This is a genomic window from Streptomyces sp. NPDC056480, assembly GCF_042795405.1.
GTDB lineage: Bacteria > Actinomycetota > Actinomycetes > Streptomycetales > Streptomycetaceae > Streptomyces.
In genome coordinates this window covers 1-7,862 of sequence record NZ_JBHTSA010000018.1, presented here as the reverse complement: position 1 = coordinate 7,862, position 7,862 = coordinate 1, and the positions used below count along the sequence as shown (strand labels likewise).

Here is a 7,862-nt window from a genome sequence, read left to right as displayed (position 1 = left end):
ATGGGTGTTCCCCCCCCGGGCTTGGTGCTGCCCCTTGTCCCCGACTCCCGGCATCCCCGCCCACTAACTAACGCTGGGGGGGGGGGGGGGGGCGGGCCGGGGTCCGCGCGGACCCCGCCCCCACCCCCCCGCCCCTGACATCAGGGCTTGTGACGGTAGGTGATGACCAGCACGTCGCGCGAGGCCGGGGCGGCGGGATCGATCTGCTCGATCGGCGAGACGCCGTGGTAGACGCGCTCGTCGTTGACGAGGGCCACGTCGAGCGGGTCGGTCAGGGAGAACTTCTCGACCGGCTGCTTGTCCAGGTTGAAGACGGTGCTCTCGCCGCCGGTGGCGTTCGAACGGCCGACCATCGCCATCAGGACGAACGTGACACCGTCGCGGTGCACGCCCTCCGGCGTGGGCAGGCCGACCTCCTCGCCGTCGACCTCGATGCGGAACTGGTGGGACTCGATGTGCCAGCCCGAGTACGGGGCGAGGCGGCCGAAGATGTCGCAGCCGAGGGTGAGCAGGCTGTCCATGGTGCGGCCGCGCAGGATCTGCTCCTCGAACGGCTCGTAGTGCCGGGCCACGCCGCCGTTGAGGTTGTTGTAGTCGAGCCCCTGGTAGTGCGGCTGGTGGGCCTCGACGCGGTAGTCGGTGCTCGCGCGGGGCGCGCTCAGGGTGGCGTGCCGACGACGGCGGTAGCGCCCGCCGTCCGCCATGTAGCTGTCGAGCGGCATCCGCGACCAGCTCTCGCGGAACGCCTCCAGGTCGTCGAGGGCGGTCTCGGAGCGCCGGAGGAGAAGCTGCTTCACCTTCTCGCCCGAGATCAGGTCGTAGCTCCGGGAGGAAAGGGCCTCGGCGATTTCCTCGACACCGGACTGATACGTGGACATGGTTTTCCCCCTGATGAAAGCGTGGTCGTCGGCGAAGTAGATCGTGGTATTCACGCCAGGGGTGTGTCAAAGCCTTTCGGCTCTGGCCGAATTGCGGTAGCTGCGCTTTCTTCGCGCATAGGGCGGGGGTAATTGATGAACGGGATGTTACGGGGGGCTGGCGCGGCCTCGGCCCGGGTGCTGAGATCGGGCGCATGGACCTCAGGGAACGCTTCGGCGGATACGCGGTACTGATCACGGGCGCGGCGCGCGGCATCGGAGCGGCGACGGCGCGACGGCTCGCGGCGGAGGGGGCGAGGGTCCTGGTCACGGACGTGGACGAGGCGGCGGCGCGGAAGACGGCGGAGGGGATCCCGGGCGCGGAGTACCGGTACTGCGACGTGGGCGACCAGTCGTCGGTGGACGAGGCGACGGCGTACGCGGTGGAGACCTTCGGTGGCCTGGACGTCCTCGTCAACAACGCGCTCGGCCCGGTGGCGCCCGACCGGGACCGCTTCGAGGACGAGCCGGACGCGGTGTTCACCGTCCAGCACGACGTCACCTTCATGGGCGCGGTCCGCTGCTCGCGGGCGGCGCTGCCGCACCTGGCGGCGGCCGGCGGGCGCGGGGCGATCGTGAACATCGGCTCGGTGAACGCCGAGACGGACTTCGGCAACCACGCCTACAGCGCGGCGAAGGCGGGCCTGGCGTCGCTGACCCGCACGCTCGCCGGTGACGCCGCGGGGCGCGGGGTGCGGGTGAACCAGATCAACCCGGGGACGATCGCGACGACGGCGTGGTCGGGCAAGGACCGCGAACTGAGGACCCTGGCCGACCGGGTCTACCCGCTGTCGCGGGTGGGCGCCCCGGAGGACGTGGCGGCGGCCGTCGCCTTCCTGGCCTCGGCGGACGCGTCCTGGATCACGGGCACGGTCCTGCGCGTGGACGGCGGCCTGCTGGCGGTGAACACGCACTTCGCGGAGGTACTGGGCGACTGAGACCGACTCGGCGCGGGCGCCGCCCCCCGGCGTTCCCTCCCCGCCCGGGCTACAGCCGCCCGGTTCCGACCGCCGTCACGAAGGTCGTCCAGGCCCTGTCCCCGAAGGAGAGCCGGGGGCCGGTGGGGGCCGTCTTGCTGTCGCGGACGGGGACGGTGCCGCGGGGGTCCTCCATGACCTCCACGCACTGACCGTTCCCGCTGCTGTGGCTGCTGCTCCGCCACATCGGCTCGGCCGGGTCGTGCTGCACTGCGAACACCCTCTCTCGGTCCTACTCTTCCGCAACCCCGGCCAGCAGCCCGGCGCTGTCGTCCGGCCCGAGGGCCACCGCCTGGAGGTGCTCGAACATCGACTTGTAGCGCCGGATCTCCGTCTCCGACTCGAGGAACAGGTCACCGGCGGGCGTGTCCAGGTAGACCAGTCCGGGATCGTCCGCGTGGGGGAAGTCCATGTGGACGAAGCTGCCCGTCATGCCGGCGTGCGCGCCCCTCTCGAAAGGGATCACCTGGAAGGTGACGTGCGGCTCCGCCATGAGTGCGAGCAGGTGCCGTGCCTGGCCGCGCATGACCTCGCGGCCGCCGACCGTGCGGCGCAGGGCCGCCTCGTCCACGATCGCCCGCAGCTGCAGGGGCTGTTCCCCGGTGAGGAGGGCCTGGCGCTCCATGCGGGCCTGGACGCGCTGTGCGACCTCCTTCCGGCTGGCCACCGGGAGGACGCCCCGGACGACCTCGGTGGCGTACTGCTCCGTCTGGACGAGCCCGGGAACGAACAGCGACTCGTAGTTCCGGACCGTCCGCGCCTCGGCCTCGAAGCCGATGTACGCGGTGTACTCCTCGGGCAGTTCCGAGTGGTACGGACGCAGCCAGCCCTGGTCGTTCGCCCCGCTCTGCAGGGCCAACAGCTCGGTGCGGTGCGCCTCGTCGGCCCGGTAGGTGTCCAACAGGCTGACCAGTGTGCGCCTTTGCGGGCGCGCCCGTGATCTCTCGATCCGGTAGAGCGTGGCCTCGTTGATCCCGGTCCGCCGCGTGACGTCCTCGCGTGTGAGTCCGGCCTCGGCGCGGAGCCTCCTCAACTCCGCGGCGAGGCGCCGGAGTCGGACGGTCGGCGGGTGCGGTCGCTTGGCCGGCATCTGATGCGGTCCCTTCTCTGCCGGGCGGGTGTCCGCGCGTGTGCGCGGTCACCGCGCCCGACCTCAACTCATGGAACGCCAAGGGGGAGTTCGCAAGCCTTGCATTCTTCCGATGCGCGTGGGCATGCTGTGACGGCGATCACGTGCCGTATCCCGACCGTAACGGTGAGTTGATCTTGCTGGTCCGTACGAGAAACAGCAAGACCCCCGCGACCGCGCGAACGGCCGGGGCGTGGCCACCGCTTCGAAGGAGCGTCGACGTGAGCAACCCTGGCGTCCGCCGTGCCGGCCCGGTCCGCCGGCTGTTACCGGCCCCGCCGGCCGTGGGGAGGGGGTCGAGGTGAGCGCGGCGGGGGCGCGCCACCGGACCGCCCGGCGGCCCCGGCTCTGGGCGTTACGGCCCGACCGGACGGGCAGCGGGACCGTCACCGAGGCCGAGTGCACCACCTGCCTCGACGGCTCCGGCGCGGCGGACGACGGGCGGGGGCCCGCCGTCTGGTGCCTCTCCCACGCCCAGGCCACCGGTCACACCGGCTTCCGCCGCATCCGTACGGACTTCTTCCGCGCGTCCTGGGACGGCCCGGCCCCCGGCGCGGGCGTGGGAGTCGGCGGCTGACCCGCCCGCCCGTCTCACCCGGCGTGCAGCATCAGTCCGATGCCCGCGGCCATCAGGCCCGCCGCCGCGACCCGCGGGCCGCCGAAGCGTTCCTTGAAGAACAGGGCTCCGATGGCCGCGCCCACGATGATCGAGGACTCCCGCAGCGCCGCGACCGGGGCCAGCGGCGCCTTCGTCTGGGCCCAGAGCACCAGGCCGTACGCGGCCACCGAGAGGACCGCGCCCAGCAGACCCCGTCCCGCGTACGGGCGGAGCTGGGGGAGCAGGGCCGCCCGGCGGGTCCAGAGGGCGTACGCCGGGATCGCCAGGCCCTCCAGGATCATCAGCCACGCGATGTAGCCCAGCGGCGTGCCCGAGGCGCGGACGCCGACACCGTCCACCACCGTGTACAGGGCGATCGCCAGGCCCGTCGCGCCCGCCGCGAGCAGCGCCGGCCAGTGGGGGCTCGCCCCCTTGCCCCGGATGCCCCACAGCGCCAGGCCCGTCAGGCCCGCGCACGCCACCGCGACGCCGAGGAGTTGCCAGCCGTCCGGTATCTCGTCCACGAAGACCGCCGCGAGCGCCGTCACGGCCAGCGGGGCCGTACCGCGGGCGATCGGGTACATCTGGCCGAAGTCGCCCAGGGAGAACGAGCGCATGAGCAGCACCATGTAGCCCACGTGCAGCAGAGCGGACGCCACCAGGTACGGCCACGCCTCCGCCGCCGGCAACGGTACGAAGAAGGCCGTGGCCAGGCCGATGAGGGCGCCGCCGCCGGATATGAGCGTGAACGAGACCAGCTGGTCCTTGATGTGGTGCGCCAGCGCGTTCCAGCTCGCGTGCGTGACGGCGGCGATCAGGACGGCCAGCGTGACGAGCGGCGTCACGCCGAGGGCTCGCGGACGTCCACCAGGGTTGCGCCGGCGTGCGAGACCAGCGACTTCGGGGCGAGGGCGAACACCGTGTGCGGGTTGCCCGCCGCCGCCCACACCAGGGCGTGGTCGAGCAGGCCCCGGTCGGCGAGGACCCGGGTCCGGGTGCGGTGCCCGAACGGCGGGACGCCCCCGATCGCGTACCCGGTCGTCTCCCGGACGACCCTCGCGTCCACCCGGGTCACCTCCCCGGCGCCCAGTTCACTCCGTACCCGCTCGACGTCCACCCGCGAGGCGCCGTCCATCAGGACCAGGACCGGGACTCCGTCGGCCGCGAAGACCAGGGACTTCACGATCTCCGACACCTCGCAGCCGATGGCTTCGGCGGCCTGCCGTGCGGTGCGGGTCTCGTCGGGGAAGCGGCGGATCTCGACGTCGAGTCCCAGCTCCCGGAGAGCGGCGGCGAACTGGGGGTGGGCGAGGGCTGTGCTGTCGTCAGCGGTCATGGCCCGCACGCTAGCGTTGGTTGTACGGGCCACGCGACCGGGTTCCGAGGGGTGGGTCAGCCGGCCGCCAGCACCTTCGCCACCACCGTGCCCGCCGAGTCGCCGCCGTGGCCGCCCTCCTGGACGACCGCGGCCGCCGCGAGGTCGCCGGAGTAGCCGGTGAACCAGCTGTTGGACGTCGCCTGCTCGTCGACCTCGGCGGAGCCGGTCTTGGCGCCCTTCGGGGAGGCGAGCCCGGACATCGCGCGGAGCGCGGTGCCGTCCGGCGCCGTCGCGGCCGCGGTCATCATCGTGCGCAGCCCCCTTGCGACCTCGCGGGAGAGCGGTTCGGCCGCGGCGAACTCGCGGTCGTCCAGGTCCCGCGCCACCAGGTACGGCTGGAGGAAGCCGCCGTTCTTCACGGTCGCGGAGAGCGAGGCGACGTTCAGGGCACTCATCGTGATCTTGCCCTGGCCGATGTACGAGGCGGGCGTCTCGCTGCCGGCCGACTCGGGCACGCTGCCGTCCGCCGCGGTCACGCCCACCTGCCAGACCTGACCGATGCCGAAGGAGTCGCGGGCGGTGTCGCCGAGGGCGGTGTCCGCGATGCCCTTGTCGCTGAGGGTGCTGATCGCCTTGATGAAGGCGGTGTTGCAGGAGCGGCGGAAGGCCTCGGTGAGGGTGCCGCCGCTGATGCTGAACTTCTTCAGGTTCTGGAAGGTCGTGCCCCGCGACAGGACGGTGGAAGGACACTCGACCTTGGTGTCGGGCGTCGCCAGGCCGTTCTGCAGCATCATCGCCGCCGTGACGATCTTCATCGTCGAGCCGGGGGCCTGGGCTCCCTGGAAGGCGACGTTGAACTCGGTGGCCGGGCTGTTGGCGACCGCCCGGATCGCACCCGTCGACGGCTCGATCGCGGCCACCGAGGCGCTCCCGTACCCCTTCACCGCCTTCTCCGCCGCCGCCTGGACGTCCACGTCGATCGTGGTCTTCAGCGTGCCCGGCTTCCCCTTCGACAGGACGAGGAGGCTGGAGTCGGGCACGGACGCGCTGCCCGAGTCGATCCAGGTCTCGATGCCGCTCTCTCCGCCCGCCTTCGCCCCGTACCGCTGGCGCAGGGTGTCCAGGACGGGGCCCAGGGAGGGGTACTTCGCGGCCGTCAGCTCCTTGCCGTTCCGGTCGACCGCCTTCACGGGGGCCGTCTTCGCGACGCCCGTACGCAGCGTCGCGTCGGCGGTGAGGAGCTTCGGGTGGAGCACGGACGGCGTCCACTTCACCAGCGCCCGGCCGGTGGTCTGCCCCCGGACGACGGTCAGCCGGGAGGTGTACGACCAGGGCTTCGACACGTCCTCGTACGTGATCGTGGCCTTCACCGTGAAGGGCACGGTCGCCCCGACCGGCGTCCCCGGTGTGATCACGGCCTTCGTGACGCGCGCCCCGTCGTGGTAGGCCGCCACCGCCGGCCCCGCCGCGACCGGGTCGTTCGTCAGCTGCCCGGCCTTCTCCGGCTCCCCGGCGGCCCAGGCGGCGAGGAAGTCCCGCGCGGCCGTGGTGACCTCCTCGTCCGTGACGGGCCCCGTTCTCGGCGCTTCTGCGGAATTGGACCGCGGTGACGTCTCACCGCCCATGACGCCGTTCCAGAGGTTGTAGCCCCCGTATCCGACTCCGCCCGCCACGACGACGAACACGCCCCCGACGATCGCTACCTTGGCTCCACTGCGCATGGCTGCGCTCCCTCCCCGTTTGAGCCCACGAGTCAAGCAGCGCCCCCTGCGTGTGTCGAGCACCTTCCGGCCGATCCGTCACACGGGGAGCCCGGGCGTCAGCTCTGGGGAACCGCGACGAACGCCTCCCTGGGCGTCAGGGTCGGCTTGTAGAGGGACGCGGTGGGTGCGGTCGGGAACAGATCCCGGTGGATCACCTTGGACACGGCCTGGATGGTGTTCACGCCGTAGTTCATCGTGCTGTTGCCGTCGGTGAGCACGGAGATGGTGTAGTCGTGGCCGCCGCCCTTGAACGTGCCGATGCTGTGGACGCGCCAGCCGCGGGTGGCGCGCTGCAGCCAGCCGTTCTTGACCTGCTTGGACACGGAGGAGGGCGCGCCGGCGGGGGTTCCCCACCGCTGCGAGGTGACGACCTGACCCATGAGCTTGAGGATGTAGGCGCGGGAGTTGTCGCTCAGGACGCTGTTCCTGGCGGTGATCAGCGAGAGCAGCCGCTGCTCGTCGGTGACGTTGATCCGGGTGAGCCCCCAGTACCCGCCGGACCCCGGCACCGTCCGCGTCATGCCGGCGGCCGTCAGGAAGCCCTTCACCTTGGTGACGCCGAGCTGGTTCCACAGGGAGGTGGTGGCCGCGTTGTCCGACTTGGTGATCATGGCGGTGGCCAGGCTGGACTCGCGCGCGGTCAGGTACCGGTTGGTCTTCCTGGCGTCCCAGAGGAGCGTGGCGAGGACGGTCACCTTCACGACGCTGGCCGAGTCGTACGCGGTCGTCGCACGCAGGGTGCAGGTGGTGTTCGTGGCGCGGTCGTGCAGACCGACGGCGACGGTACCGCTGCGCGTGGCGAGGGCGGCGGTGATGTCCCTCTGCAGCTTGGCGGCGAGTCCGGCCTTGCCGGAGGTGCAGCTGACCTGCGGCGCGGCGGCGGCCGCGGGCGCCGCGCCCGCGACGACGGGTACGAGCATTCCGGCGGCGATCACGGCGGGCAGCACGCGGGCACGCAGGGATATGCGGTGAGTCATGTGGAGTCCCCCTGGAAACGAAACGAACGCGCATACGGCGCACTCGCCCTGTACGACTCCTGAGCGGGCGGATGGTTGTACGAATCCGGTGAACCGGTGGCCGGGCCGCCCCCAGGGCCCGGCCGCGGCCGGGCCGCCTGGCCGCCGCCGGGCCACCACGGCGAAGAGGGCGCGACCACCGGT

General features: G+C 72.0%; 9 protein-coding genes. 2 read left to right on the top strand and 7 right to left on the bottom strand.

All coding sequences use genetic code 11. From position 1 onward, the window contains the following. Window positions 1-140 precede the first annotated feature (140 nt). On the bottom strand, window positions 141-878 hold the full coding sequence (locus ACFQ79_RS10970) for a 2OG-Fe dioxygenase family protein (protein WP_383581356.1): 738 nt from the start codon (window positions 876-878) through the stop codon (window positions 141-143). 194 nt (window positions 879-1,072) lie between these two features. Here ACFQ79_RS10970 and ACFQ79_RS10965 point away from each other — a divergent pair, with 194 nt between their 5' ends. Then, entirely contained in the window at window positions 1,073-1,855 is a 783-nt protein-coding gene (locus ACFQ79_RS10965) for an SDR family NAD(P)-dependent oxidoreductase (protein ID WP_383581354.1), read from the top strand. A gap of 49 nt (window positions 1,856-1,904) precedes the next feature. On the opposite strand, the gene ACFQ79_RS10960 is transcribed toward ACFQ79_RS10965, so the two are convergent. Together ACFQ79_RS10960 and ACFQ79_RS10955 are read right to left on the bottom strand one after the other, a co-directional pair. Beyond that, window positions 1,905-2,114, bottom strand: coding sequence for a DUF397 domain-containing protein (locus tag ACFQ79_RS10960; RefSeq protein ID WP_383581352.1), 210 nt, complete (start codon window positions 2,112-2,114; stop codon window positions 1,905-1,907). Between the two features lie 12 nt (window positions 2,115-2,126). Next, entirely contained in the window at window positions 2,127-2,984 is an 858-nt protein-coding gene (locus tag ACFQ79_RS10955; protein ID WP_383581349.1) for a helix-turn-helix domain-containing protein, read from the bottom strand. A 340-nt stretch (window positions 2,985-3,324) separates the two neighbouring features. Between ACFQ79_RS10955 and ACFQ79_RS10950 the strand changes: the two genes are divergently transcribed. After that, a complete protein-coding gene (locus tag ACFQ79_RS10950; RefSeq protein WP_383581346.1) occupies window positions 3,325-3,600 on the top strand; it encodes a hypothetical protein in 276 nt (91 codons plus the stop codon). A gap of 14 nt (window positions 3,601-3,614) precedes the next feature. Here ACFQ79_RS10950 and ACFQ79_RS10945 read toward each other — a convergent pair whose 3' ends face one another. From ACFQ79_RS10945 to ACFQ79_RS10930, 4 genes are all read right to left on the bottom strand, one after another. After that, window positions 3,615-4,466, bottom strand: a complete 852-nt coding sequence (locus ACFQ79_RS10945; protein WP_383581344.1) for an EamA family transporter — start codon at window positions 4,464-4,466, stop codon at window positions 3,615-3,617. Then, on the bottom strand, window positions 4,463-4,957 hold the full coding sequence (locus ACFQ79_RS10940; RefSeq protein ID WP_383581342.1) for a YbaK/EbsC family protein: 495 nt from the start codon (window positions 4,955-4,957) through the stop codon (window positions 4,463-4,465). The genes ACFQ79_RS10945 and ACFQ79_RS10940 overlap by 4 nt, the downstream gene beginning before the upstream one ends. A 56-nt stretch (window positions 4,958-5,013) precedes the next feature. Then, window positions 5,014-6,660 carry a penicillin-binding transpeptidase domain-containing protein gene (locus tag ACFQ79_RS10935; RefSeq protein ID WP_383581339.1) on the bottom strand — a complete coding sequence of 549 codons (1,647 nt, stop codon included), beginning with the start codon at window positions 6,658-6,660 and terminating at the stop codon, window positions 5,014-5,016. Window positions 6,661-6,758: 98 nt separating this feature from the next. Further along, entirely contained in the window at window positions 6,759-7,679 is a 921-nt protein-coding gene (locus ACFQ79_RS10930; RefSeq protein WP_383581337.1) for a serine hydrolase, read from the bottom strand. Between the last annotated feature and the right edge of the window lie 183 nt (window positions 7,680-7,862).

Excerpts from the sequence above, each read along its gene's own strand:
- ACFQ79_RS10940 (WP_383581342.1), bottom strand. The coding sequence starts at position 4,957 with ATGACCGCTGACGACAGCACAGCCCTCGCCCACCCCCAGTTCGCCGCC.
- ACFQ79_RS10970 (WP_383581356.1), bottom strand. The coding sequence starts at position 878 with ATGTCCACGTATCAGTCCGGTGTCGAGGAAATCGCCGAGGCCCTTTCC.
- ACFQ79_RS10930 (WP_383581337.1), bottom strand. The coding sequence starts at position 7,679 with ATGACTCACCGCATATCCCTGCGTGCCCGCGTGCTGCCCGCCGTGATC.
- ACFQ79_RS10965 (WP_383581354.1), top strand. The coding sequence starts at position 1,073 with ATGGACCTCAGGGAACGCTTCGGCGGATACGCGGTACTGATCACGGGC.
- ACFQ79_RS10935 (WP_383581339.1), bottom strand. The coding sequence starts at position 6,660 with ATGCGCAGTGGAGCCAAGGTAGCGATCGTCGGGGGCGTGTTCGTCGTC.
- ACFQ79_RS10955 (WP_383581349.1), bottom strand. The coding sequence starts at position 2,984 with ATGCCGGCCAAGCGACCGCACCCGCCGACCGTCCGACTCCGGCGCCTC.